The organism is Micromonospora sp. CPCC 205739, assembly GCF_036906795.1.
Classification (GTDB): Bacteria; Actinomycetota; Actinomycetes; order Mycobacteriales; family Micromonosporaceae; genus Micromonospora.
Genome location: NZ_JBAKHS010000011.1, coordinates 91671 through 115057 on the forward strand (window position 1 = coordinate 91671; position 23387 = coordinate 115057).

23 protein-coding genes and 1 pseudogene are annotated in these 23387 nt (G+C 73.5%); 13 read left to right on the plus strand and 11 right to left on the minus strand.

Features of this window, described 5'->3' with window-relative positions:
* Nucleotides 1-38 precede the first annotated feature (38 nt).
* The 3 genes from V6U88_RS18130 (at nucleotide 39) to V6U88_RS18140 (ending at nucleotide 2743) form a co-directional block, all read left to right on the plus strand.
* On the plus strand, nucleotides 39-872 hold the full coding sequence (locus tag V6U88_RS18130) for an alpha/beta fold hydrolase (protein ID WP_334454503.1): 834 nt from the start codon (nucleotides 39-41) through the stop codon (nucleotides 870-872).
* A 96-nt stretch (nucleotides 873-968) separates the two neighbouring features.
* Nucleotides 969-1460: a nitroreductase/quinone reductase family protein gene (locus V6U88_RS18135; RefSeq protein WP_334454505.1), complete on the plus strand. Its 492-nt coding sequence runs from the start codon at nucleotides 969-971 to the stop codon at nucleotides 1458-1460.
* Between the two features lie 119 nt (nucleotides 1461-1579).
* Complete coding sequence (locus tag V6U88_RS18140; RefSeq protein WP_334454507.1) at nucleotides 1580-2743, plus strand: hypothetical protein; 1164 nt, start codon at nucleotides 1580-1582, stop codon at nucleotides 2741-2743.
* Between the two features lie 7 nt (nucleotides 2744-2750).
* On the opposite strand, the gene V6U88_RS18145 is transcribed toward V6U88_RS18140, so the two are convergent.
* The 5 genes and pseudogenes from V6U88_RS18145 to V6U88_RS18160 all read right to left on the minus strand — a co-directional run bounded on the left by V6U88_RS18145 (nucleotide 2751) and on the right by V6U88_RS18160 (nucleotide 5019).
* Nucleotides 2751-3992: an RNA polymerase sigma factor gene (locus V6U88_RS18145; RefSeq protein ID WP_334454508.1), complete on the minus strand. Its 1242-nt coding sequence runs from the start codon at nucleotides 3990-3992 to the stop codon at nucleotides 2751-2753.
* On the minus strand, nucleotides 3992-4387 hold the full coding sequence (locus V6U88_RS18150) for a YciI family protein (RefSeq protein ID WP_334454715.1): 396 nt from the start codon (nucleotides 4385-4387) through the stop codon (nucleotides 3992-3994). Before V6U88_RS18150 ends, V6U88_RS18145 begins: the two co-directional genes overlap by 1 nt.
* Nucleotides 4388-4473: 86 nt before the next feature.
* A complete protein-coding gene (locus V6U88_RS18155; protein ID WP_334454717.1) occupies nucleotides 4474-4659 on the minus strand; it encodes a DUF397 domain-containing protein in 186 nt (61 codons plus the stop codon).
* Nucleotides 4656-4736 (minus strand): annotated as a pseudogene (locus V6U88_RS30285) (XRE family transcriptional regulator); the annotation flags it as partial. The pseudogene V6U88_RS30285 and the gene V6U88_RS18155, both read right to left, overlap by 4 nt.
* A gap of 154 nt (nucleotides 4737-4890) precedes the next feature.
* Nucleotides 4891-5019 carry a hypothetical protein gene (locus V6U88_RS18160; protein WP_334454509.1) on the minus strand — a complete coding sequence of 43 codons (129 nt, stop codon included), beginning with the start codon at nucleotides 5017-5019 and terminating at the stop codon, nucleotides 4891-4893.
* A 38-nt stretch (nucleotides 5020-5057) separates the two neighbouring features.
* Between V6U88_RS18160 and V6U88_RS18165 the strand changes: the two genes are divergently transcribed.
* The 4 genes from V6U88_RS18165 (at nucleotide 5058) to V6U88_RS18180 (ending at nucleotide 7431) form a co-directional block, all read left to right on the plus strand.
* Entirely contained in the window at nucleotides 5058-5264 is a 207-nt protein-coding gene (locus tag V6U88_RS18165) for a hypothetical protein (RefSeq protein WP_334454510.1), read from the plus strand.
* Nucleotides 5265-5283: 19 nt separating this feature from the next.
* Entirely contained in the window at nucleotides 5284-5799 is a 516-nt protein-coding gene (locus tag V6U88_RS18170; RefSeq protein ID WP_334454511.1) for a hypothetical protein, read from the plus strand.
* Nucleotides 5800-5901: 102 nt separating this feature from the next.
* A complete protein-coding gene (locus V6U88_RS18175) occupies nucleotides 5902-6660 on the plus strand; it encodes a neutral zinc metallopeptidase (protein ID WP_334454512.1) in 759 nt (252 codons plus the stop codon).
* A gap of 123 nt (nucleotides 6661-6783) precedes the next feature.
* On the plus strand, nucleotides 6784-7431 hold the full coding sequence (locus tag V6U88_RS18180) for an HAD family hydrolase (protein WP_334454513.1): 648 nt from the start codon (nucleotides 6784-6786) through the stop codon (nucleotides 7429-7431).
* Nucleotides 7432-7489: 58 nt separating this feature from the next.
* Here the strand turns inward: V6U88_RS18180 and V6U88_RS18185 are convergent, their stop codons facing one another.
* From V6U88_RS18185 to V6U88_RS18205, 5 genes are all read right to left on the minus strand, one after another.
* Nucleotides 7490-10039, minus strand: coding sequence for an ABC transporter permease (locus V6U88_RS18185; RefSeq protein WP_334454514.1), 2550 nt, complete (start codon nucleotides 10037-10039; stop codon nucleotides 7490-7492).
* Entirely contained in the window at nucleotides 10039-10806 is a 768-nt protein-coding gene (locus V6U88_RS18190; RefSeq protein WP_334454516.1) for an ABC transporter ATP-binding protein, read from the minus strand. Before V6U88_RS18190 ends, V6U88_RS18185 begins: the two co-directional genes overlap by 1 nt.
* A gap of 346 nt (nucleotides 10807-11152) precedes the next feature.
* Nucleotides 11153-11839: a response regulator transcription factor gene (locus V6U88_RS18195; RefSeq protein WP_334454518.1), complete on the minus strand. Its 687-nt coding sequence runs from the start codon at nucleotides 11837-11839 to the stop codon at nucleotides 11153-11155.
* Nucleotides 11840-11913: 74 nt separating this feature from the next.
* The gene (locus tag V6U88_RS18200; RefSeq protein ID WP_334454521.1) at nucleotides 11914-13104 is read right to left on the minus strand and encodes a sensor histidine kinase; all 1191 of its coding nucleotides are present in this window, start codon (nucleotides 13102-13104) and stop codon (nucleotides 11914-11916) included.
* Nucleotides 13105-13351: 247 nt separating this feature from the next.
* Nucleotides 13352-14266, minus strand: coding sequence for a RecB family exonuclease (locus V6U88_RS18205; protein WP_334454522.1), 915 nt, complete (start codon nucleotides 14264-14266; stop codon nucleotides 13352-13354).
* Between the two features lie 144 nt (nucleotides 14267-14410).
* Between V6U88_RS18205 and V6U88_RS18210 the strand changes: the two genes are divergently transcribed.
* The 3 genes from V6U88_RS18210 to V6U88_RS18220 all read left to right on the plus strand — a co-directional run bounded on the left by V6U88_RS18210 (nucleotide 14411) and on the right by V6U88_RS18220 (nucleotide 17175).
* Nucleotides 14411-15502 carry a site-2 protease family protein gene (locus V6U88_RS18210; protein ID WP_442934654.1) on the plus strand — a complete coding sequence of 364 codons (1092 nt, stop codon included), beginning with the start codon at nucleotides 14411-14413 and terminating at the stop codon, nucleotides 15500-15502.
* A 44-nt stretch (nucleotides 15503-15546) separates the two neighbouring features.
* Nucleotides 15547-16521: a tRNA (adenine-N1)-methyltransferase gene (locus V6U88_RS18215; protein ID WP_334454718.1), complete on the plus strand. Its 975-nt coding sequence runs from the start codon at nucleotides 15547-15549 to the stop codon at nucleotides 16519-16521.
* 81 nt (nucleotides 16522-16602) lie between these two features.
* A complete protein-coding gene (locus V6U88_RS18220; protein ID WP_334454525.1) occupies nucleotides 16603-17175 on the plus strand; it encodes a hypothetical protein in 573 nt (190 codons plus the stop codon).
* A 73-nt stretch (nucleotides 17176-17248) separates the two neighbouring features.
* Here V6U88_RS18220 and V6U88_RS18225 read toward each other — a convergent pair whose 3' ends face one another.
* Nucleotides 17249-17545 (minus strand): ferredoxin, encoded by a 297-nt coding sequence (locus V6U88_RS18225; protein WP_334454526.1) that lies wholly within the window; start codon nucleotides 17543-17545, stop codon nucleotides 17249-17251.
* Between the two features lie 177 nt (nucleotides 17546-17722).
* Between V6U88_RS18225 and arc the strand changes: the two genes are divergently transcribed.
* The 3 genes from arc to dop all read left to right on the plus strand — a co-directional run bounded on the left by arc (nucleotide 17723) and on the right by dop (nucleotide 23301).
* Complete coding sequence (gene arc, locus V6U88_RS18230; protein WP_334454528.1) at nucleotides 17723-19504, plus strand: proteasome ATPase; 1782 nt, start codon at nucleotides 17723-17725, stop codon at nucleotides 19502-19504.
* Between the two features lie 148 nt (nucleotides 19505-19652).
* Nucleotides 19653-21725: a hypothetical protein gene (locus V6U88_RS18235; protein WP_334454530.1), complete on the plus strand. Its 2073-nt coding sequence runs from the start codon at nucleotides 19653-19655 to the stop codon at nucleotides 21723-21725.
* Between the two features lie 58 nt (nucleotides 21726-21783).
* Entirely contained in the window at nucleotides 21784-23301 is a 1518-nt protein-coding gene (dop, locus tag V6U88_RS18240; RefSeq protein WP_442934652.1) for a depupylase/deamidase Dop, read from the plus strand.
* The last annotated feature ends 86 nt before the right edge of the window (nucleotides 23302-23387 follow it).

The following is a 23387-nucleotide window of genomic DNA, read 5'->3' on the forward strand; positions in this document are numbered from 1 at the left end:
ATCCGGAACGCGCGCACACCACGACCCGGGAGGACCCGATGAGCAGCACGTCCACCGCATCCGTCACCACCGCGACCCTGGAGGTCCCCGACGGCCGGCTGCACTACGAGGTACGCGGCCGGGGGCCGCTGGTGGCGCTGGTCGCCGCCCCGATGGACGCCGAGGCGTTCGCGCCGCTGGCCGATCTGCTGGCCGCCGACCACACGGTGCTCACCACCGACCCGCGCGGCATCAACCGCAGCCGGTTGCACGACCCGCACCAGGACTCCACCCCGCAGCTGCGGGCCGACGACGTCGCCCGGCTGATCGCCCACCTCGACGCCGGCCCGGCCGCCGTGCTCGGCTCCAGCGGCGGCGCGGTGACCGTCCTCGCCCTCGCCCAGGCCCACCCGGAGCGGGCGCACACCGTCATCGCCCACGAGGCGCCGCTGCTCGGCCTCCTCGACGACCGGGAGGAACTCTTCGCCCGGGAGGACGCCATGGTCGCCGCGTACCTCGCCGGCGACCGGCTGGGCGCGGGGCGGCAGTTCCTCGCCACCGCGAACATCGCGCTGCCCGAGGAGGTCGTCCAGGCCATGTTCGGCGGCGAGCCCGAGCCGCAGGCCGCCGCCGACGAGCACTTCCAGTACGTACACATGATCGCCGGCACGACCCGGTTCCAGCCGGATGTCGCCGCCCTGCGCGTCGGCCCGACGCGGGTGGTGGTCGGCCTGGGGGAGGAGTCGACCGGCCAGGTCTGTGACCGGACGTCGCGGGCGCTGGCCGAGGCGCTGGGTGTCGCGCCCACGATGTTCCCCGGCGGGCACATCGGCTTCGCCGAGGACCCGCCGCGGTTCGCCGCCCGCCTGCGGGAGGTGCTCTCCGCCGGCTGACGCGCCCTGGCATCCGGATCACCTCGCTGGGACCGACACCCTGCGACGATCGGCCTGCGGCGCGCAGACTCGACGCAGGAACCGTGGGAGGTGGACGTGCGCCGGATCGTGGAGCTGCTGTACGAGGCCCAGCGCCGGATGTACCCCGGGGACCGTCCCGGTCGGCTGGCGCGGGTGATGCACCGGGTGGACGCCGCCCAGTTCGCCACCGGGGTGCTCGCCCCGCGCCGCGCGGTTACGCTGGAGGTACGCGGGCGGCGCACCGGCCGGAGCATCGCCGTGCCGGTGGTGGTGGCCGACGTCGACGGCGCCCGCTACCTGGTGTCGATGCTGGGGGAGCACGCCGACTGGGTGCGCAACGTGCGGGCGGCCGGAGGGCGGGCGGTGCTGCGCCACGGCGGGCGGGAGCACGTCGTGCTGCGGGAGGTCGACGTGGCGCGGCGGCCCCCGATCCTGCGCCGCTACCTCGAGCTGGCCCCCGGCGCCCGACCGCACCTGCCGGTCGACCGGCGCGCCCCGCTGGCGGAGTTCGCGGCGATCGCCGCCCGGCACCCGGTGTTCCGGGTGGAAACCGCGCCGCGCCCCTGACCGGTCTCGATCAGGTGGACATCGGGCGTCGAATCACGGCACGCCGTTGACGGCGTCGCCGGCCTGGGCTTCGCTGTGCCCGGGGCGGCGGCGACCGCCCGGAAACGGGGGAGACGGGGATGGCATCCACGGTGGAGGAACCGACGCCGCGACGCGGCAGCGGGCGCGGGTGGTTCGCGGTGCTCATGGCCGGGGCGCTGCTCGGCGGCGCGGTCGGGGTGCTGGCTCTGCGACCGCGCACCGACGGCCCGTCGGCGGAGGCCACCACTCCCGCCGTGGCGCCCCGGGACCTGCTGGCCGGCCTGCCGGCCCGGCTGGGTCCGCCGCCCACCCTGGCGGACCTGCCGGCCGACCGCGCGGTGGGACCGGCCGCCTTCCTGTACGACGTCCAGCTGCCGGACGGCTTCGACGAGGCGACCCGCACCTTCCGGCAGCGCGACATCCACCTGGTCACCCGCTCCGGCGAGCAGTTCCGGGTGGGACGCACTCCGGCCGAGATCGGCCCGGTGAACCAGTCGCTGTCCCCGGACGGCCGGTGGCTGGCCGTACGCCGCGGCGGCCAGTGGTGGATCCGGGACCTGACCGACACCACGGAGCGGGCGGTGCCGACCGGGTACGAGCTGTGGCGCTGGTCCACCGACTCGGGTTCCGTCGTGCTCGCCGAGCTGTCGCAGTCGAGCCGCGCCTTCGCGGTGCTCTCCATGCGCGACGGGACGCTACGCCGGCTCGACCTGGCGGCCACCCCGCTGACCGACGCGGTCACCCTCGTCGACGGCCGGCACCTCGTCCTGGTCGACTTGACCCCGGCCGCCCCGGGCGCCAAGGCCCGGCCGGAGCTGGCGGTCACGGTGCGCGACATCGGCACCGGCGCCAACCGGACCGTGCCGGTGCTGCGGCCCGGGCAGCTGGGTCCCGCCGAGTCCTTCACCGCGGTCGTGCCGCTGCTGTACGGCGGCGGGACGCCGGCGCGGGTCTGGTTGCAGGTCGGCCGTCCGGACCTGCAGCCGACCGACGTGCCCGAGGGGATGCCGGCGATCCCGGCGAGTGCGCTCGTCGGGGTGGCCATCCCCTCCGGGGAGCCGGCCGGACGGATCGACCTCGCCCCGGTACGGTCCGGCGCCGCCGAAGGATACGAGGGCACCGTCGGCGCCGACGTCGTGCTCACCCGCCGGGCGCAGGGGCGTACCGAGCTGGTCGCCGTCGAGCCGGGCGGCGGGAGCCGCCGGGTGCTGACCACGCTGCCGGAGGGCACCCGGGTGCTGGTGCCCGGCGGGCAGTGGTGAGACCGGTTCAGCCGGCGTCGGCCAGGCGGGCGGCGCGCCCGTACAGGTAACGCTGCTGCGGCAGGTTCATCGACCGTCGCGCCGCCTCCTCGTACGCCGACCGTGCCGCGTCGAGGTCGCCGGTGCGCTCCAGCAGGTGCGCGCGGGCGGCGGGCAGCCGGGCATCACCGGCGAGCCGTGGGTCGTCCGCCAGCCCGGCGAGCAGGTCGAGCCCGACCGGCGCGCCCCGGGCCATCGCCACCGCCACCGCATGGTTCAGCGCCACCACCGGGTTGTCGGAGAGGCCCGTCAGCACCCCGTACAGCGCCTCGATCTGCGGCCAGTCGGTCTCCTCCGCGCTCGGGGCCTCGTCGTGCACCGCCGCGATCGCCGCCTGCACCTGGTACGGCCCGATGTCGCCGCGCGGCAGCACCGCGCTGACCAGGGCGACGCCCTCGGCGATCTGGTCGGCGCGCCAGCGGCTGCGGTCCTGCTCGGCCATCGGGACCAGCTCACCGGCCGGCCCGACCCGGGCCGGGCCGCGCGCGTCGGTGAGCAGCATCAACGCCAGCAGCCCGGTCACCTCGGCGTCGTCGGGGAGCAGCCGGTGCAGCATCCGGGTGAGCCGGATCGCCTCGCCGGACAGGTCCACCCGGCGCAGCAGCGGCCCGGACGTGCTGGCGTACCCCTCGTTGAAGATCAGATAGAGCACGTGCCGGACGGCGGCCAGCCGGGCCTCCCGGTCCGCGCCGGTGGGCAGGCCGAACGGCACGCCGCTGTCCCGAATGCGCTGCTTGGCGCGGGTGATCCGGCGGGTCATCGCGCCCTCCGGGACCAGGAACGCCCGGGCCACCTCGGCGGTGCTCAGCCCGCCGACGGCCCGCAGGGTCAGCGCGATCTGCGCCGCCGGGGGCAGCTCCGGATGGCAGCAGAGGAAGAGCAGCACCAGGCTGTCGTCGTCGGGGGCCCGCCGGTCCGCCGGGGGAGCGAGCCACTGCTCGGGCGGCAGCCGACGGGCGACATCGTCCTCACGCCGCCGCCGGGCCTGTTCGCTGCGGAGCAGGTCGGTCAGGCGCCGCGCCGCGACGGTGATCAGCCAGGCACGCGGATCATCGGGTACGCCGTCGACGGGCCACCGGGTCGCGGCCGCCAGCAGCGCCTCCTGGGTGGCGTCCTCGGCGGCGTCGAAGTGCCCGTAGCGGCGCACCACCGCGCCGAGGACCTGCGGCGCCAGGCGGCGCAGCAGGTCCTCGACGGCTTCGGCGGTCATCAGCCGTTCAGGTCCTCGATGCCCTCGGCGACCGGCCGCACGTCCACGTACTCGCCCTCGGCGTCCGGGTTGACGAACCGGGCGGCGATCTGGGTGGCCCGGTCGAAGCTGTCGCACTCCACGATCGTGAAGCCGGCCAGCACCTCCTGCGTCTCCGGGTACGGGCCGTCGGTCACCACGGGCGCGCCCTGGCGCAGCTGGACCCGCCGCGCGTGCACCGGAGCGGTGAGGCCCCGGCCGTCGACCAGCTCGCCGGACTCGGCGATCTCCTTGTGCACCGCCTCCATGTGGGCGTGCATCGCCGCGACCTGCTCCGGCGACATCGGCGGCGGGTTGTCGCCGGGGCGGCCCGCCATCGCGTCGTAGTCGCGCTGCGAGCCGTAGAGCATGATCATGTACTTCACGGTGTCGCTCCTCTCGGCCGGCCCGGGTGGGCCGTCACCGGGAACGTCGGAGCCGCCGGGCCGAGCCGGACAACCGATCAGGGCCGGGCGGCGACCCGAGTGACGAACGCCTGCCAGGCGGCGCGGTTGAAGGCCAGGGTGCCACCCCCGCGGTCCTTCGTGTCGCGGACGAGGATGACGCCGGGGAGATTGTCGGCGACCTCCACGCAGGCACCGCCGTTGGAACTGCTGCGGGTGCTGGTACGCCACCGCGCGCCGGTCAGGTCATCCATGCTCGTGCTCGCAGGAGATCGATGGTCTGGTCGCGCGGAAGCGCTACCGACCTGACGGTATCCCAGACCAGTACCGCGAGGACCGCACCGCGCTGCTGGTCTACCTGAGCACCCTGATGGCCAAGGCGGGCGCGCAGCTCTCCCAGCCCAACGGGCACGCAGTGCCGGAGAACCTCACCGAGCGCTTCCTGACCTGGGCCCGGGCCCGTTAGTCGGCACAGGTCAGCTCGCCACAGCGTCCAGCAGCGCCTCTGCCGGGTACGCGCACAGCTGGGCGAAAGTGCGCTCGTACGCCGCCGCCCGTCCCGCCCAGCGTTCCCGTTCGTGATCGTCGAAACTGGTCCCCGTCATCGGTGCGCAGCCTAGCGATCCGGGTCTACCGTGGATCCATGACGACGACCTGGGTGATACTCGGGGTGATCGGTGCGGTCGTGGCGGCGGCGGTCGGCTGGGTCGCCTGGCGGGACCGGGAGCGCACGGCCTCCGCGGAGGACCCGGTCGCCCGGCAGGCGGCGGTGGTGCAGCAGCAGCGCTACGAGCAGGGCCGGCACGTCTCGCAGAGCGACATCACCGGTCGGGCCGAGCGCCAGTCCTGATGATCGTTATCATCCGCCGATGACGAGATGGGCCCGTCGGGTGCCGTGGCTGCTGGCCGCCGTCCCGACCCTGGTGCTGCTGGCCGCCTGCGGTGGCGTCGCCTGGCTGGTCGGCGGGGAGGTCGCCGCCGACCGGGCCTGTCCCTATCAGTTGGCGGCGGACAAGGCCAAGATCCGCACCGAGCGCGGGTTCCCCGCCGAGCAGGTGCCGGGCCTCGGCGACTTTCTCGACGTGCACTGGCAGGTCGACACCGAGGCGAACCCGTGCTCCCGAGTCCCGGGTCCGACGGACTGGCGGTACCAGGGGGTGGTGCGGCTGCGCCCGGCCGACGCGCGGGCGCTGGCCGCCGCGTACACCTGGGAGCCGGCGGGCACGGAGCCGGCCGTGTGGCCCGGGTTGTCCCCGTACGTGCCGGCGGGCGTGCGGTGGCGGCACAGCGTGCTCTACGACGAGAGCGCCGCCGGCACCAGACACCTCCAGCTTCACCTGGACCCCGACCGGGCGGTGGCGCTGTTTTACCTCCGGGACAGCTGAGCACCGGCCGTCCGCCCATGGTCCCGGCGGTCGCCGCCCGGCATGATCAATCCACGGTCGGGGTACAGCGACCGCATCGGCCGCGACGCCTGGGAGGCAACTGTGACGGCACGCTCGGTACGGCGGTCGCGTGGCTCGCTCACGGCGGCGGTCGTTGCGCTGGTGGTGGCGGCGGGGTGCGCCGTCGGCGGGGTGTCGGAGAGCGGGCCGCAGCAGCCGCGGGAACCCGCGCCGCAGCAGTCTCGGCAGGCCGCCTCGCCGGGTTCGCAGACCACCCGGGCCGACGGCACCACCAGCGTCGAGGAGTTCAAGACCGACATCGGCGACGCCGTGAACATCGCCGAGCGCTACTGGGCCGCCCAGTTCAAGGCCTCCGGCCAGCAGTTCCGCCCGATCCGGCGGATCATCCCCTACCAGCGGGAGGGGGAGGTGGCCTGCGCCGGTCAGGCGCTGCCGCGCAACAACGCCGTCTACTGCTCCCGCGGTGACTTCATCGCCTACGACGTCAAGTGGTCGGTAGCCGCGTTCCGGCAGGTCGGCGACGCGTTCGTGTTCTACCTGCTCGGCCACGAGTACGCGCACGGCATCCAGGCCCGCCTCGGCATCCGCTCGAACTTCACCATCCAGCAGGAGTTGCAGGCCGACTGCATGGCCGGGGCGTACCTGGGTGACTCGGTCCGTTCGCGCGTCCTGACGCTGGACACCGGCGACCTCGACGAGTTCCGCGAAGGGCTGCTCGCCGTCGGCGACGACCCCGACCAGCCGTGGTTCGCGGAGGGCTCGCACGGCACCGCCGAGCAGCGCACCGACTCGTTCTTCCGGGGCTACGAGAACTCCCTCGACGCCTGCGACCTCGGCTGAGGGGATCGCCCAGGTCACCTTCGGCGGGGACGGCCCGGGGCGGCCCGGGCGGGGCTGAGAGGATCGGCCCGACCGCGTTCCCGCCGGAGGAGGCCCCCGCTGAGCAGCCCACACCCCGCCGCCGTGCTCTTCGACATGGACGGCACCCTGGTCGACAGCGAGAAGCTGTGGGACGTCGCGCTGCGCGAGCTGGCAGCCGAGTACGGTGGCACGCTCTCCGACGCCGCCCGTCGCGCGGTGATCGGCACGAGCATGGCCGAGTCGATGCGGATCGTGCACGACGACCTCGGCCAGCCGGAGCGCGACCCGCAGGTCAGCATCGACTGGATCAACGCGCGCATCCTGGAGCTGTTCCGCAGCGGGCTGCGCTGGCGGCCCGGGGCGCTGACCCTGCTGCGGGCGGTACGCGCCGCCGGCATCCCCACCGCGCTGGTCACCTCCAGCGGGCGTCCGCTGGTCGAGGTGGCCCTGGACACCCTCGGGCGGGACAGCTTCGACGCGGTGGTCTGCGGCGACGAGGTGGACCTCGCCAAGCCGCACCCGGAGCCGTACCTGACCGCGGCGCGGCTGCTGGACGTGCCGATCGGCCGGTGCGTGGCGATCGAGGACTCCGCGACCGGGGTGGCCAGCGCGCTCGCCGCCGGGGCGGCGGTGCTGGCGGTGCCGGCGGAGGTGCCGATCGCGCCGATCGAGGGCGTGCACCAGGTGGAGAGCCTGACCGCGGCGGACCTGGAGCTGCTGGCCGCGCTGCTCGGCGAGCCACCGGCCTGACGCACACGCGAAGGGGCCCCGCCGGTCGGCGGGGCCCCTTCGTCGTTCGTGCCGCGGATCAGTCGTGGGCGATGGCGCCCAGCACGTTGATCCGCGCGGCGCGCACCGCGGGCAGCACCGCGGCGATCACCCCGATGATCGCGGCCAGTCCGAGGAAGATCCCCATCTGGCCCCAGGGCAGGACCAGGTCGGTGATGCCCTCGTCCTTGAGCGCCTCGACCACCGCAGCGCCGAGGCCGGTGCCGACCACCACGCCGAGCAGCGCGCCGAAGATCGAGATCACCACCGCCTCGACGGTGATCATCCGCATGGTCTGCGCCCGGCGCAGCCCGATCGCCCGCAGCAGGCCCAGCTCGCGGGTCCGCTCCAGCACCGACAGGGCCAGGGTGTTGATGATGCCGAGCACCGCGATCACGATGGCCAGCGCCAGCAGGATCTGGATCATCCGCAGCGGGGTGTCCAGCTGGCTGGTCTGCTGCTCGATGAAGGCGGCCCGGTCGGCCACCGACACCTCGGGGCTGTCGGCGAGCAGCGTCTCGACCTGCGGCTGCACGTCGGCGACCCGGGTGCCGGGGGCGAGCTGCAGGAAGCCCTGGATCGGCTGCGGGATGGCGAAGTCCTTCGCCGCCTGCGGCGGCAGCACCACCGGGTTGGTCAGCTGCGAACTCTCGTAGATGCCGCTGACCGTGTAGGTGCGGGCCTCGCCCCGGGACAGCTGGACGGTGACCTGCGAGCCGACCGACACGTTGCGGGACTTCGCGGTGTCGGAGCTGAACAGCATCTGGTCCGGGCCGAGCCGGCTGATGTCACCGGCGGTGGCCTTCGCCCCGAAGATCCGCTCCAGCGCCGCGACGTTGCTCGACGCCGCCACCCAGGTGCGCTCGCCGCCGACGACCGCCATGTCGCCGTACTCGCCGTCGACCAGCTGGACGCCTGGGATGGCGCCTGCCTTCTCCAGCACCGCCGGGTCGAAGCTCGGCGGGCGCGGACCGCCCTGCACCCCGGAGATCACCAGCTCGGCCTTGATCCGGTCCTCGGCCAGCGCGCTGATGCTGCCCTTGGCCGAGTCGAGGATCACCGTCACGCCGGTGACCAGCGCGATGCCGACCATCAGCGCGGCCGCGGTGATCGCGGTGCGACGCGGGTTGCGACCGGAGTTCAGCCGGCCCAGCTTGCCCGGCACCGACCAGGCGAAGAGCGCCCCGAGCAGGGACACCACCGGCCGGCTGATCAGCGGGGTCAGCAGCGCCACCCCGATGAAGGCGAAGAGCACCCCGCCGAGGATGGTGCTCAGCGTGTTGTCCCCGGCGTTGCCGCTGAGCCCCAGGAAGAGCAGCGCACCGCCGATCGCGGTGACGATCGCGCCGGCCACGGTCACCTTGGTCAGCGGACGGTCCGGGGTGGCCACGTCCTGCATCGCCGCGATGGGCGGGATCCGCGACGCCCGCAGTGCCGGCAGCAGCGCCGCCACCACGGTGATCACCAGACCCACCGAGAACGCGCCGATCACCGCCGCCGCCGGCACGCCGATGCCGGCCAGGGCGAGCCCGCCGGCGAGCTTGCCGAACAGGTACGCCAGCAGCGCGCCGACCCCGATGCCGGCGGCCAGGCCGAGCACGGAGGCGATCAGGCCCACCGCCACGGCCTCCAGCACCACCGAGCCGATGATCTGCCGTCCGCTGGCCCCGATGGCCCGCATCAGGGCCAGCTCCCGGGTGCGCTGGGCGACGATGATCGAGAAGGTGTTGAGGATGAGGAAGGTGCCGACCAGCAGCGCCACCGCGGCGAAGCCGAGCAGGATCTTGTTGAAGAAGGAGAGCCCCTCCTTCAGCCCCGCCGAGGCGTCGGCGGAGAGCTGCTCGCCGGTCTTGACCTCGTAGTCGGCGCCGACGGCGGCGGCGATGTCGTCGCGCAGCGCGGCCGCGCCGACCCCGTCGGCGGCCTTGACGCTGATGTTGGTGAAGACGTCCGGCTCGCCGAGCATCAGTCGCTGCGCCACCGGGGTGGTGAAGGCGACCTCGTTGGCGCCGCCCAGGGAGTCCCGGTCACCGCTGTAACCGAAGACGCCCACCACGGTGAACTCCTTCTTCGGCTCCAGGGTCAGCACGCCCACCCGGTCGCCGACCTTCACCTTCGCCGCCTGGGCCAGCGCCCCGTTGACGACGATCTCGTCGTCGGCGCGCGGCTCGCGGCCCTCGCGCAGCTTCACCAGGTCGGTCTCGCCCACCCAGTTCTCGCCGAGCTGCGGCGGCCCGAACGAGGTGACCACCTTGCCGTTGCTGCCGATCAGCCGGGCGCCGTCGGCGGCGACGATCCCGGTGGCCTCGGCCACCCCGCCCACCGCGCGCACCTTCTCCAGTGTCGCGGCCGGCATCGCCGGGGCCACCTGCTCACCCTCGGTCTCGCTGAGCTCGATCTTCGGCTTGGCGGAGACGTTGACGTCGACACCCTCGTACGCGTCGGCGAATACCGCGTCGAACGAGCGGCCCAGCGTGTCGGTGAGCACGAACGCGCCGGAGACGAACATGACGCCCAGCACCACGGCCAGGCCGGAGAGGATGAGGCGCACCTTGCGCGCCAGCAGGCTCTTCCACGTCGCGCGGAACATCAGCGCGCCACCTCGGCCGGGGTGTCGAGCTTCTTCATGGTGTCCAGCACGGTGTCGGCGGTCGGCTCGATCAGCTCCGAGACGATCTGGCCGTCGGCGAGGAAGATCACCCGGTCGGCGTACGCGGCGGCGGTCGGGTCGTGGGTGACCATCACGATGGTCTGGCCGTGCTCGCGCACCGAGTTGCGCAGGAAGTTGAGCACCTCCGCGCCGGAGCGCGAGTCGAGGTTGCCGGTCGGCTCGTCCGCGAAGATCACCTCGGGCCGGGCGACCAGCGCCCGGGCGCACGCGACGCGCTGCTGCTGACCGCCGGAGAGCTGCGCCGGGCGGTGCCCCAACCGGTCCCGCAGCCCCACCGTGTCGATCACGGTGTCGTACCAGGCCGGGTCGGGCTTGCGGCCGGCGATCGACAGCGGCAGCAGGATGTTCTCCTGAGCGGTCAGCGTCGGCAGCAGGTTGAACTGCTGGAAGATGAAACCGACCTTGTCCCGCCGCAGCTTCGTCAGGCCGGCGTCGCCGAGCCCGGTCACCGTGGTGTCGCCGATGTGCACCGTGCCCCGGGTGACCGAGTCCAGCCCGGCCAGGCAGTGCATCAGCGTCGACTTGCCGGAACCCGAGGGGCCCATGATCGCCGTGAACCGGCCGCGCTCGAACTCGGCGCTCACCCCCCGCAGCGCGGCGACCTGCGCCTCGCCGCTGCCGTACACCTTCCACACGTCGCTGGCCCTGGCCGCGGCCTGCGCCTGCCGGCCTACCGTCGCGGTCACGTCATCTACCTCTTCCGTCTGTATGCGGTGTCCCCGCCGCCCCCGCTTGGTCGGTGGGGCTGGTCCAATCCTCCGTGCCGTGCCCGCCGGATCCGTCCGCCCAGGGGCGGACCCGGTGCGGATTTCCCGCTGCGGGTCGGCCCGGAGCCCGGCTCAGGGTTGCCCCTGAGCCGGCGACCGGTCGAACGTGTTTCCACCCGCCGGGACGGCGGCCGAACCGACGCTAGGACCTGACGTCACGTCATGGTCAACCGCGCCGCGCCGTCTTTTGTGACGGTAGGTGACGACGACAACCGCGCCGTCGCCCTGCCGGCGGCTTTCCGCGTACGCTGCGCGACGTAGCGCCTCACGCCTTCGGGCGCACCAGGCCCGACTCGTACGCCAGCACCACCGCCTGCACCCGGTCGCGCAGCCCCAGCTTGGTCAGCACGTGCCCGACGTGGGTCTTGATGGTGGTCTCGCTGACCGACAGCGCCGCGGCGATCTCGGCGTTGGACAGCCCGCGCGCCACCTGCACCAGCACCTCCCGCTCCCGTTCGGTGAGCGCGTTGAGCGCCTTCGGCGGGGTGGCCGCCGGGTCGGGCAGCACGTCGGCGAAGCGGTCCAGCAGCCGCTTGAGGATGCGCGGCGCGACCACCGCCTCCCCGGCGGCGACGGTGCGGATCGCGGTGACCAGGTCCTCCGCCGGCACGTCCTTGGCCAGGAAGCCGCTCGCCCCGGCGCGCAACGCCCCCACCACGTACTCGTCGAGGTCGAAGGTGGTCAGGATGAGCACCCGCACCGGCAGCCGGGCGTCGACGATGGCCCGGGTGGCCGCCACCCCGTCCATCCGGGGCATCCGGATGTCCATCAGCACCACGTCCGGCAGCAGCCGCCGGGACAGCTCCACCGCCTCCTGACCGTCCCCGGCCTCGGCCACGATGTCCAGGTCCTCCTCGGTGCCGAGCACCATCCGGAAGCCGGTACGCAGCAGCGGCTGGTCGTCGGCGAGCAGGATCCGCACCGGCCGTGCCGCCGCCGTACCGTCGCTCATGAGCTCTCCCTGTCGTGCCGCTGGTCGTGCCGGATGGCCCGGCCGCCCGGGTGCCGCGCCGGGGTGGTCCGCCGTCACGCCGGGGCCCCGACCGGCTCCACCGGGATCCGCGCCGAGACCTGGAAGCCGCCGCCCGGGCGCGGACCGGTCCGCAGGGTCCCACCGTAGAGGCCGACCCGCTCCCGCATGCCGACCAGGCCGTGCCCGATCCGGTCGGGTCCCGGCCCCGGCCCGCGCCCGGTGTCGCTGACCTCCACCGTCAGGTATCCGGCGGCGACGGTGAGCCGCACCTGCGCGGTGGCCTCGCCGGCGTGCTTGAGCGCGTTGGTCAACGCCTCCTGCACGATCCGGTACACCGTCAGCGACACGCCCTCCTCGACCGGCCCGGGCGTGCCCTCGACGTGCAGCGTCACCGGCAGGCCCGCCTCCCGCACCTGCTCCACCAGCGCCTCGATGCCCGCCAGGCCCGGCTGCGGGGTCAGGTCCGCCGCCGGCTCCGCGTCGGTGCGCAGCACGTCCAGCAGGCGGCGCATCTCGCGCAGGGTGACCCGGCTGGTGTCCTCGATCGTCGCGATCGCCTCGTCGGCGGCGTCCGGGTCGCGGCGCAGCACCCGCCGCGCGCCGGTGGCGAGCACCCCCATCACGCTCACGTGGTGGGCGACCACGTCGTGCAGCTCCCGGGCGATGCGGCGGCGCTCGTCGGCGACCGCCTGCTCGGCCAGGGAACGTTGGTTCTCCTCGGCCACCCGGGCCCGCTCCCGCAGCACCCGCACCGAGGTGCGGCGCGCCTGCACCGCGCGCCCCACCGCGAACGACAGCAGGGCGGTGAGCAGGTTGTTCAGCAGCAGGTAGCCGGGACCCACCGCCAGCACCCCCTCCGGCGGGGCGACAAGGTTGGCCGCCGCCACCGGCACCCAGAGCAGCACCGCGGCGAGCGCCGCCTGCCGCGCCGGCCGGTGCGCGGCCATCGTGTAGGTCAGCACCATGAAGGCCAGGCCCTGCGTGCCGGGCGCGAGCCCCATCAGCACCGGCAGCGCCAGGGTGGCCACGGCCAGGCCCAGCGCCGTCCACGGGGCGACCCGGCGCAGCGCCACCGGCGCCGCCGCGAGCAGGCTCCAGGCCAGCGCGGCCGGCATCCGCCCGGGCCAGAACTCCGGCGGGGTGAGCAGGAGGAAAGCGACCTCCAGCAGCACCAGGGCGGCGGCGAAGAGCGCGTCACCGGCGAGCGGTCGGCGCTGCCACCATCGCGCGGGTGCGTCGGTCATACCGCGACGCTAGTCGCCACCCGGCGCGACAGGTCGTCGCGGACGGTGAACCCGACCTCCTCCTCAGGGAGGAGACGGCCTCCGCCACCCGGTTCGGCGCATCGACGGCCGGCGCCGGCTCGGTACGCCTTTAGGTGATCGCCGTCGGGGAGCGAGCTGCGACGACCGGGTGCGGACCCGCGCCCCGGGTCGCCTGTCCGCGCCGCAGCGGGCCGTCAGGCCGCGGGTCGACGCGGGTGGCGGTGACTCACTCGTCGGCGCCTGGGGCGGCCGGGCCGGAGCGGGCGTCGCGCAGCGGGTCGGCCGCCGCCGACCGGTCCGGGAACGGCGGCGGGGTGCCGCCGAAGGTCGGGCAGTGCGCCTGGTGGCTGCACCAGTCGCAGAGCCGGCTCGGCCGGGGGCGGAAGTCCTGCCGCTCGGTGGCCTGCTCGATCGCCTGCCAGAGCGCCACCACCGTCCGCTCGAAGCGCAGCAGCTCCTCGGCGTCGGGGGAGTAGTCGCAGACCTCCGCGTCCTTGAGGTAGAGCAGGCGCAGCACCCGCGGCACCACCCCCCGGGTGCGCCACAGCACCAGCGCGTAGAACTTCAGCTGGAACAGCGCCCGGGCCTCGAACGCCTCGCGGGGCGCGCCGCCGGTCTTGTAGTCGACCACCCGCAGCGCGCCGTCCGGCGCGACGTCGAGGCGGTCGAGGTAGCCCCGGATGAGCAGCTGCTCGTCGACCACGGCCGAGATCAGGCTCTCCCGCTCCGCCGGCTCCAGCCGGCGTGGGTCCTCCACCGCGAAGTAGCCCTGCAGCAGCGCCGCCGCCGAACGCAGGAACTCGGCGGTGCCCGCCTCGTCGCCCGGGTCGAAGAGCCCGGCCAGCTCGGGCTGCTCGGTGACCAGCCGGTCCCACTGCGGGGCGACCAGGCCGCCGGCCGCGTCCGGGGTGCGCCCGCCGGCCGGCAGGTCGAACAGCCGCTCCAGCACCGCGTGCACCAGGGTGCCCCGGGCCTGCTCCACGGTCGGGCGCTCGGGGAGCCGGTCGATGCTGCGGAACCGGTAGAGCAGCGGGCAGGTCTTGAAATCCGCCGCCCGCGACGGCGACAACGACGCCCGGACGGTGGCCGGCAGTGCTGCCGCGGGAGGGGCCTGCTGGTCGATCACCGGTTCCGCCGTCATGCCCCGAAGGTTAGGGCACCGGTGTGACAGGGCAGTGATCGCCGCACCGGAGCATGATCCGCACCGCGTAGCATCGGGGCGGTGAACTCCCGCACCCGCGCGCCACGCCGGCCCGGCCGGCGCACCGGCCTGACCGTGGGCCGGGTGTTCGGGGTGCCGCTGCACGTCAACGTCTCGATGCTGCTGCTGACCCTGCTGGTCACCGTGGCGTACGCCGAGTTCGCCCGTGACCGGCTCGACCTCGGCCCGCTGGGCGGCTACCTGATCGGCCTCGGCTTCGTCGTCTCGCTGCTCGGCTCGGTGCTGCTGCACGAGCTCGGCCACGCGCTGACCGCCCGCCGGTACGGCATCGGTGTGCGCGGGATCACCCTGGAACTCCTCGGCGGCTACACCGAGATGGAGACCGACGCGCCCACCCCCCGGATCGACCTGCTGGTCTCCCTGGCCGGGCCGGCGGTGTCCGCCGTGCTCGGCGCGATCGCCGTCGGCGTCACCGCGGCCCTGCCCCCGCACACGCTGGCTCACCAGCTCGCCCTGCAACTGGCGCTGAGCAACGTGATCGTCGCGCTGTTCAACATCCTGCCCGGGCTGCCGCTGGACGGCGGCCGGGCGCTGCGCGCCGCGGTCTGGGCGTTCACCCACGACCGGCACCGGGCCACCGAGGTCGCCGGCTGGGTGGGGCGCGTGGTCGCCGTGGGCACGGCGGTGCTGGTGGTGCTGCTCACCGTCGAGCGGCTGCTGGTGCCGCTGGCCCTGCCGCTGATGCTGCTGGTCGCCGTCACCCTGTGGCGCGGCGCCGGCCAGTCGATCCGCTACGCCCGGATCAGCCGCCGGGTCCCGCTGATCGACCTGGCCCGGCTGGCCCGGCCGGTCTTCGGCGTGCCCACCGGCACCCCGTTGGCCGAGGCGCAGCGCCGGCACGCCGCGCAGGCCCCGGCCGGGGCGGCGGTCACCGTCATCGACGGCGCCGGCCGGCCGGTCGCCCTGGTGGACCCGGCCGCGGCGGACGCCGTACCCCTGGAACGCCGGCCCTGGGTGGCGGTGGACGCGGTGGCCCGCCCGCTGGACCGGCTGCCCGCGCTGCCGGCCGGACTGCCCGGCGACCGGGTGATGGAGACGGTGCAGAGCCACCCGGCCGCACAGTACGTGGTGACGGCAGGCGAAGATGTGGTCGGCGTTCTGCACATCGGGGATCTCGCCCAGGTCCTCGAACCCACACGGAAGATGAACAGGTGACCGCAGCACATCCCCCCGCTCTCCCGGCCCAGAACGGCACACCGGTGCCGGCCGCCGTCCCGGACCTGCCCCCGGTGCACCGTGGGCCGTTCCGCCCCGGCGACCGGGTGCAGCTGACCGACCCGAAGGGGCGGATGCACACGGTCGTCCTGGAGCCCGGCAAGGCGTTCCACACGCACCGCGGCATCCTGGAGCACGACACCCTGATCGGGCTCCCCGACGGCAGCGTGGTGACCACCTCCGGCGGCGGCACCGCGTTCCTGGCGCTGCGCCCGCTGCTGTCGGACTACGTGCTGTCCATGCCGCGCGGCGCGCAGGTGATCTACCCGAAGGACTCGGCGCAGATCGTCGCGATGGGCGACATCTTCCCCGGCGCGAAGGTGCTGGAGGCGGGTGCCGGTTCCGGCGCGCTGAGCTGTTCGCTGCTGCGCGCCGTCGGCACCGGCGGCGAGCTGCACTCCTACGAGGTGCGCGACGACTTCGCCCAGATCGCCCGGCGCAACGTCGAGTCCTTCTTCGGCGCCCCGCACCCGGCCTGGACGCTGCACGTCGGCGACGTCGCCGACTGCCCGGAGACCGGCTTCGACCGGATCATCCTGGACATGCTCACCCCGTGGGAGACCCTCGACATGGTCGAGCGGGCGCTGCTGCCCGGCGGGGTCTTCATCGGCTACGTCGCCACCACCCCGCAGCTGTCCGAGCTGGTGGAGGCGCTGCGCGAACGCGGCGGCTGGACCGAGCCGCGGGCCTGGGAGTCGCTGGTGCGCGACTGGCACGCCGAGGGGCTGGCCGTCCGCCCGGACCACCGGATGATCGCGCACACCGCGTTCCTGGTCTCCGCGCGTAAGCTCGCTCCGGGCGTCACCGCCCCGCCGCGGCGTCGCAAGCCCAGCAAGGGCGCCGAGGCGTACGCCGAGCGCAAGCAGGCGCTGCGCGAGGCGGCGGCGGCCCGCGAGGCCGCGGCCGCCCGGGCCGCCGAGGTGGAAGCCGCCGCGGCGGGCGGGACGGACGCGTCGTGACGGGGGAGCGGGGCGGCTGGGAGTGAGCGGGCGGATTCCGCCGGCCGGTGCGGGTCGGCGGCGCGACCTGGGGGAGATGGCATGAGTCGGCCGGGCTTCGGCGGTGGGGATCTACCGGCGGTGTTCCCGGACTGGTCGCCCTACCAGGACCTCGAATCGGCGGCGCGGGCCTACCTGCGGGACCCGGACATCGCCCTGGAGGCGCTCGGTGGGGTGCTGCGCGGCGCGTCCGTGCTCGGCTTCACCCTCGAACGCTTCGTCAACGAGGTCAACGGGGTCTGGCAGGAGGTCGTCGTCTGCGACGGCAGCCGCCTGGTGCTCTGGCACGGCGAGGACGTGCCGCCGGGGGAGGGGCCGCCCGGGTCGATGACCTCGTCGCTGCGGGTGGTGCCGGTCTCCACCGTCACCGAGGTCGGCTGCCGGCGGCGGCTGACCCGCGCCGACAGCGGCGAGGTCCGGGTCGACAGCATCGACGTCTACCTGCTGCTGACCTCGCTGGACGAGGCGCCGCCGGGCGACGAGATGGTCGGCGCGCCCCGGCACGACGCGCTGCGCTTCGGCAAGACGCTCGACGACGGCGGGGCCGGCCAGATCGCCCGGCTGGAGGAGTTCGCCCGGCTCGTCGCCTCGGTGGTGGGCCGCCCGGTGCTCTAGAGGCACCACCGCACGTTCGCGGGGCCGTGGACGACGTCGTCGTCCGCGGCCCCTTCGTCGCCCGCTGGGCGGGTCAGTCCTCCTCGGCGTCCGGGCCGGCCACCGCCACGCCGTCGCTGCCGCGCACGACGTGGATGCACTCACCCGGGCACTCCTTGGCGGAGTCAATCACCTCAAGGCGCAGGTGCTCCGGCACGTCGACCCGGCTGCCCGGGGTCAGTCGCAGCTCGCCGTCGGGGCCCTTGACGTACGCCAGGCCGTCGACGTCGAACTCGAAGACCTCCGGCGCGTACTGCACGCAGAGCCCGTCGCCCGTGCAGAGATCCTGGTCCACCCAGACCTGAAGCTGGTCCGTCACGACCTCCGCCACGATGCACCCCCCATGTTCTCCCGTCCCACGCCCCGACGGTACCCGAACGGCCGTACCCGCCCCGGAGGCGACCCTTGGCGATCAAGGTTCGGTGACGAGGGCGTTGCGTAGGACCGAATCGGCCTCATAGCGGCTAGTGTTAGGGCAGAACGTTCAAGCCCCCCGGGGAGGTGGGACGTGGCACGCAGCGACGACGCGGACTCGCGCGCCGCACGGTGGGAGAAGGAAGCCCACGATCTCTCCACGCAGGTCGCGTTCCTGCAAGAGGAACTCGCTCTGGTGCGGCGCAAGTTGACCGAAAGCCCCCGACACGTCCGGCAGCTCGAAGAGCGGCTGGCGGCCACCCAGGCACAGTTGGCGCGGCTGACCGAGAACAACGACCGGCTCGTGAGCACCCTCAAGGAGGCTCGCGCGCAGATCGTGACGCTCAAGGAGGAGATCGACCGGCTCGCGCAGCCACCGAGTGGCTACGGCGTCTTCCTCGCGCGGCACGACGACGGCACGGTGGACATCTTCACCGGCGGACGCAAGCTCCGGGTCGCCGTCTCGCCCTCGCTGGACGCCGCAGAGCTGCGGCGTGGCCAGGAGGTCCTGCTCAACGACGCGCTGAACATCGTCGACGCGTTCGGCTACGAGCGGGTCGGTGAGGTGGTGATGCTCAAGGAGATCCTCGCGGGTCCCGACGGCAGCGCCGGCGACCGCGCGCTGGTGGTCTCGCACTCCGACGAGGAGCGCATCGTGCACCTCGCGGAGACCCTGATCGGCTCGGCGATCCGGGCCGGCGACTCGCTCATGATCGAGCCCCGCTCGGCGTACGCGTACGAGCGGATCCCGAAGAGCGAGGTCGAGGAGCTGGTCCTGGAGGAGGTGCCCGACGTCGACTACGGCGACATCGGAGGCCTCCAGTCGCAGATCGAGCAGATCCGCGACGCGGTGGAGCTGCCCTTCCTGCACGCCGAGCTGTTCCGCGAGCACCAGCTCCGGCCGCCGAAGGGCATCCTGCTCTACGGGCCGCCCGGCTGCGGAAAGACGCTGATCGCCAAGGCGGTGGCCAACTCGCTGGCCAAGAAGATCGCCGAGCGCCGAGGTGAGGAGAAGCACACCAGCTTCTTCCTCAACATCAAGGGTCCCGAGCTGCTCAACAAGTACGTCGGCGAGACCGAGCGGCACATCCGGCTGATCTTCCAGCGGGCTCGCGAGAAGGCCGGCGAGGGCACCCCCGTCATCGTCTTCTTCGACGAGATGGACTCGGTCTTCCGCACCCGCGGCTCCGGCGTCTCCTCGGACGTGGAGAACACCATCGTCCCGCAGCTGCTCAGCGAGATCGACGGTGTGGAGGGGCTGGAGAACGTCATCGTGATCGGCGCCTCCAACCGGGAGGACATGATCGACCCGGCCATCCTGCGCCCCGGCCGGCTCGACGTGAAGATCAAGATCGAGCGTCCGGACGCCGAGGCGGCCAAGGACATCTTCTCCAAGTACATCCTCTCCGGGCTGCCCCTGCACCCGGACGACCTCGCCGAGCACGGCGGTGACCCGCAGGCCACCGTCGCGGCGATGATCGACGCGGTCGTGCTGCGGATGTACTCCGAGACCGAGGAGAACCGCTTCCTCGAGGTGACCTACGCCAACGGCGACAAGGAAGTCCTCTACTTCAAGGACTTCAACTCCGGGGCGATGATCCAGAACATCGTCGACCGGGGCAAGAAGATGGCCATCAAGGAGTTCCTCACCTCCGGACGCAAGGGCCTGCGCCTGCAGCACCTGCTCGACGCCTGCGTCGACGAGTTCCGCGAGAACGAGGACCTGCCCAACACCACCAACCCGGACGACTGGGCCCGGATCTCCGGCAAGAAGGGCGAGCGGATCGTCTACATCCGCACGCTCGTCTCCGGCGGCAAGGGCGCCGAGGCCGGCCGGTCCATCGAGACCGCCAGCAACACCGGCCAGTACCTCTGACCGGACGACGACGAAGGCCCGCGGCACCCGCCGCGGGCCTTCCTCGCATGTCACGACGCGTTCACCCGGGCGATGCGTCCCCAGGGAGTGGAATGCCGGACTCGTCGGTAGACTGCCGACACCGCCGTCGACCCGTCCGAGGAGCTTCGTGTCGTCCGAGCTCACCGTCATCGACCCGCCGGCCACCACGGCGGTCGAGGACGCGCACCCGCCCACCCCCACTCGGCGCCCCTGGCGACGCCTGCCGGTGGTGCTGGCGGCCCTCGTGGCGGCCTGGGGCGTACCCGTCGTCACGCACGCCCTGCACGGTGACTGGCTGCTGCCCCCGCTGGTGCTGCTCGCCACCGCGAGCATCCTGCGCGGCGGCCGTACCCTGCTCGACCGGCTCGTCCTCGCGCTCGCCCTGCTGCTCGGCGCCACCACCGCCGGCGGGCTGATCTTCGCCGTCTGGCCCTGGGGCCTGCGGCCGGTGCCGCTGACCGGCCTCGCGCTCACCGTGGTCGTCCTCACCGCCGCCGCGCTGGGCCGACGCCCCCACCTGCCGCGCCCCGGCGCAGTCGACCTGTTTCCCGTCGCCGGCACCGCCGCGCTGCTGATCTACTTCTCCGCGCCCTGGCAGCGCGCCAGCGACCTCGCGGACCAGCTGACCATCCTCGCCCGCGGCGAGGACAACTGGCGGCACCTCGCGCTCTTCGACGTCATCGGCCGCCTCGGCGGCTACGCCTACGTCGACCCCGCCGCCGCCAAGGACCAGATCATCTCCCAACTGCTCTACTACCCGCAGGGCTGGCACCTGGCGACCGCCATGCTCGACGGATTCCTCACCCCCGTCGGCACCGCGCCGCGCGGCCCGGCCGCCGTCGACCACTACGCCGGCTGGATCATGGCCGGCTTCGGCTTCCTCGTGCTGGTGCTGCTCTGGGCCGCGCACCGCATCTCCGGCCCCATCCACCCGCTGCAACGCACCGTGCTCACCGTCGTCGTCGGCGCGCTGATCCTCGGCACCCAACTGCCCCGCCTGCTCGTCTCCGGCTACCCCACCGAGGTCCTCGGGCTCGCCCTCACCGTGATCCTCGCCGCGCTCGTCGGCCGCCCGCTCGCCGGCACCCGCGAACAGGTCGTCGTGCTCGCCGCGCTGCTCGTCGCGATCGGCTTCACGTACTACCTGTTCCTCCCGCCCGCCGCCGTGCTGGTGCTCTGCTGGGCGCTCGGGCACTGGCGGGAGGCGCTGCGCCGCTGGTTCACCGTCCTCGCCGTCGGCCTCGTCACCGCACCCCTCGCCCTGGTCGCCCCCCTGCTCGGCGTGCTGCGGGCCAAGCAGACCGAGGCGCTGGCCGTCAACGGCGGGATCGAGGCCCGCATCGAAGCCTGGCGCGCCCTCATCTGGCTGGGCGGCATCGTCGGCGTGGCCCTGCTCGTCCAGGTTCGCCGCGCCGACCCCACCTGGCGGCGCTGGCTGCTCGTCTCGGCGGTCGGCGTCGCCCTGCCGCTGGGCATCGCGCAGTACAACACCACCTCCGGCGTCGAGCCCGGCTACTACTTCATCAAGTCCACCCACCTGGCCACCGCGCTGCTCGTGGTCGGCGCCGCCGCCGTGGTCCGGCTGCTGCCCGTACCCCGGCCCGCCCGGTCGCTGCGCGGCGTCGGCTCCATCGCCGCCGGCGTGCTCACCGGCGTCGTCGTCATGGTCGTCGCGGTGGCCCTCTGCGGCGTCACCGGCTGGCACCCCAGCCTGCTCATCGCCAACGAGAGGACCTGGACGCAGCGCTGGGTCCACCAGGACCTGCACCTGCCGTCCAAAGAGGCCTGGGTCTGCGCCACCGCCCAGCAGCGCTACCCCGACCTGCCCGACACCACGACCATCCTCCTCGACCGCGGCCCCTACCGCGGCTACGTCGAGACCCTCTGCTTCGACGCCCTGCACGGCACCACCGCGCGCACCGAGGCCGGCGTCTACAACCTGGACTTCATGGAACCCGACCGGACCGACCAGATCGTCCGGCGGGTCTCCGGGCCCATCCGCTTCATCACCGCCGACCCCCGCGCGGAGCGCCGGGTCCAGCGGCTGATCAGGAAGGACCCGTCGCTGCGGCACCGGGTCAGCTTCGTCTCCCTCACCGTCCCCGAGTGCGACGTGCTCCCCGACGAGCCGCCCCCCACGCCCGGCGCCCCGCCCGCGACACCCGCGCCGCCTGTGCCGGCGTGCCCCCCTACGCCCTGAGGCGGACTACGCTCGACGTGACGGGGGACCGGGTCGGGCGAGCGAAGCGGGTAGGTCGATGAGCGTAAGACGGATCATGGGCACCGAGGTCGAGTACGGGATCTCCGTGCCCGGCCAGGCCGGAGCCAACCCGATGGTCACCTCCTCCCAGGTGGTCAACGCCTACGGGGCGCGCCCGGAACTCAACCGGGGCGGCCGGGCGCGGTGGGACTACGAGGAGGAGTCGCCCCTGCGCGACGCTCGCGGTTTCACCTACTCCGGAGCCGCGTACGACCCCGCCGAGGCGCTCGCCGACGAGGACCTCGGCCTGGCCAACGTGATACTCACCAACGGCGCGCGGCTCTACGTCGACCACGCCCACCCCGAGTACTCCACCCCCGAGGTGACCAACCCGCTGGACCTGGTGCGCTGGGACAAGGCCGGGGAGCGGGTGATGGCCGAGGCCGCCCGCCGCGCCGCCACCATCCCGGGCACCCACCCGATCCACCTCTACAAGAACAACACCGACAACAAGGGCGCCAGCTACGGCGCGCACGAGAACTACCTCATGCGCCGGCAGACGCCGTTCGCCGACATCGTTGCGTACCTGACGCCGTTCTTCGTCACCCGGCAGATCGTCTGCGGCGCCGGCCGGGTCGGCATCGGCCAGGACGGCGGCCAGAGCGGCTTCCAGATCTCCCAGCGGGCCGACTTCTTCGAGGTCGAGGTCGGCCTGGAGACCACCCTCAAGCGGCCCATCATCAACACCCGGGACGAGCCGCACGCCGACGCCGACAAGTACCGGCGGCTGCACGTCATCATCGGCGACGCCAACCTCTCGGAGATCTCCACCTACCTCAAGCTCGGCACCACCGCGCTGATCCTCACCATGATCGAGGAGAAGGCGCTCGGCGCCGACCTGGGCATCGCCGACCCGGTCAGCGAGCTGCGCGCGGTCAGCCACGACCCGTCGCTGACGCACCGTATGCGGATGCGCGACGGCCGCCGGCTGACCGCCCTGGACGTCCAGTGGGCGTACCTGGAGCGGGTCCGGTCCTTTGTCGACGACCGGTACGGCGACGACGTTGACGAGCAAACCGTCGACGTGCTGGACCGGTGGGAGAGCGTGCTCGACCGGCTCGGCCGCGACGCGTTCCTCTGCGCCGACGAGCTGGACTGGGTGGCCAAGCTGCGGCTGCTGGAGGGCTACCGGGAGCGGGAGAAGCTGGGCTGGGGCTCGCACAAGCTCCAGCTGGTCGACCTGCAGTACTCCGACGTGCGCCCGGAGAAGGGCCTCTACCACCGACTGGTGTCGCGCGGGTCGATGAAGACGCTGCTCGACGACGAGCAGACCCGCACCGCGATGGTCCAGCCGCCGGAGGACACCCGCGCCTACTTCCGGGGCCGCTGCCTGGCCCAGTACGCCTCCGAGGTGGTCGCCGCCAGCTGGGACTCGGTCATCTTCGACGTCGGCCGGGAGTCGCTGGTCCGGGTGCCGATGATGGAGCCGGAGCGAGGCACCCGCAAGCACGTCGGGGCGCTGTTCGACCGGTGCGAGAGCGCCAAGGACCTGCTGGAGACGCTCACCGGCGGCTGACCGTCCCCCGACGTACGCCCGTCGGGTGCCGTGACCCGGCGCGCGACGGGCTTTTCGTCGCTCAGGCGAGGTAAGTTCATCGCAGA

Coding starts and splice junctions, on each gene's coding strand:
- V6U88_RS18160 (WP_334454509.1), bottom strand. CDS start 5,019: ATGACGGGGACCAGTTTCGACGATCACGAACGGGAACGCTGGGCGGGA.
- V6U88_RS18185 (WP_334454514.1), bottom strand. CDS start 10,039: ATGTTCCGCGCGACGTGGAAGAGCCTGCTGGCGCGCAAGGTGCGCCTC.
- V6U88_RS18150 (WP_334454715.1), bottom strand. CDS start 4,387: ATGATCATGCTCTACGGCTCGCAGCGCGACTACGACGCGATGGCGGGC.
- V6U88_RS18140 (WP_334454507.1), top strand. CDS start 1,580: ATGGCATCCACGGTGGAGGAACCGACGCCGCGACGCGGCAGCGGGCGC.
- V6U88_RS18200 (WP_334454521.1), bottom strand. CDS start 13,104: ATGACCGACGCACCCGCGCGATGGTGGCAGCGCCGACCGCTCGCCGGT.
- V6U88_RS18220 (WP_334454525.1), top strand. CDS start 16,603: ATGAGTCGGCCGGGCTTCGGCGGTGGGGATCTACCGGCGGTGTTCCCG.
- V6U88_RS18170 (WP_334454511.1), top strand. CDS start 5,284: ATGACGAGATGGGCCCGTCGGGTGCCGTGGCTGCTGGCCGCCGTCCCG.
- V6U88_RS18205 (WP_334454522.1), bottom strand. CDS start 14,266: ATGACGGCGGAACCGGTGATCGACCAGCAGGCCCCTCCCGCGGCAGCA.
- V6U88_RS18195 (WP_334454518.1), bottom strand. CDS start 11,839: ATGAGCGACGGTACGGCGGCGGCACGGCCGGTGCGGATCCTGCTCGCC.
- V6U88_RS18145 (WP_334454508.1), bottom strand. CDS start 3,992: ATGACCGCCGAAGCCGTCGAGGACCTGCTGCGCCGCCTGGCGCCGCAG.
- V6U88_RS18130 (WP_334454503.1), top strand. CDS start 39: ATGAGCAGCACGTCCACCGCATCCGTCACCACCGCGACCCTGGAGGTC.
- V6U88_RS18165 (WP_334454510.1), top strand. CDS start 5,058: ATGACGACGACCTGGGTGATACTCGGGGTGATCGGTGCGGTCGTGGCG.
- dop (WP_442934652.1), top strand. CDS start 21,784: ATGAGCGTAAGACGGATCATGGGCACCGAGGTCGAGTACGGGATCTCC.